Below are 715 nucleotides of genomic sequence, written 5' to 3'. Positions count from 1 at the left end.
TAGGAACATGACGGGCGCTGAAGAAGTTTATAATCATGGTGCGCCACTCTCTTATACGGATGTCTTAGATATTTCTATTGAAGGTGTTGGTGAAATGAGTCGAAACCGTGATGATGCGATTATTGAAGAAGTTGCCGGAGGTTATATTGTTTATTATCTTTTTAAAGGTAAACCAACAGGAATTTTAACATATAATGTGAAAGTTGATATGGATAAGGCCCGTGAAATTCTGGTTAACCCACCGAAAACATTAGATAAGCTAACGAGGATGTTGAAGCCTATTTAATTGATTTGTTGAATACTAGATAGCTTCAGAATTGAAAAAGATGATAAAGAGGAATATTTTATGGAAAAATTTTCAGATAAAGTATTATCATATTTAAATAAAAACAAAGGTAAAGAGTTCTATATTTATTGTTTAGTTGATATTAGGAACGATAAGGATGAGATATTCTACATCGGTAAAGGGAAAGGCCAACGAGTCTTTAATCATGAGAAAGCTGCCTTTAATAAAAAATTAGAACTGCTATTAGAAAGTGAAGATAAAACTGAAGACTTAAAAATTAACAAAATCAGAGCTATTAAGGCAGAAGGATTTACGATTAACAAAGTAATTTTAAATTACTGGTTATCAGAACGAGAAGCGTTCGCGAGCGAAAACACTTTAATAAATTTATTTAACATTTTTTCGCCTCGAAACCTAACAAATAAAGTA

1 protein-coding gene and 1 pseudogene are annotated in these 715 nt (G+C 31.6%); both read left to right on the top strand.

Annotation, left to right across the window (positions count from 1 at the left end):
- Positions 1-286: pseudogene (locus tag ACRCJ0_RS17570) on the top strand (NAD(P)/FAD-dependent oxidoreductase); the annotation flags it as partial.
- 60 nt (positions 287-346) lie between these two features.
- Positions 347-715 (top strand): LEM-3-like GIY-YIG domain-containing protein (locus tag ACRCJ0_RS17565; RefSeq protein WP_431391437.1); only part of this gene is annotated, 369 nt, incomplete at its 3' end.

This window comes from Aerococcus sp. L_32 (genome assembly GCF_050689315.1).
The sequence above is the reverse complement of the archived record's forward strand: the minus strand, read 5'-3'. Positions and strand labels throughout refer to the sequence as shown.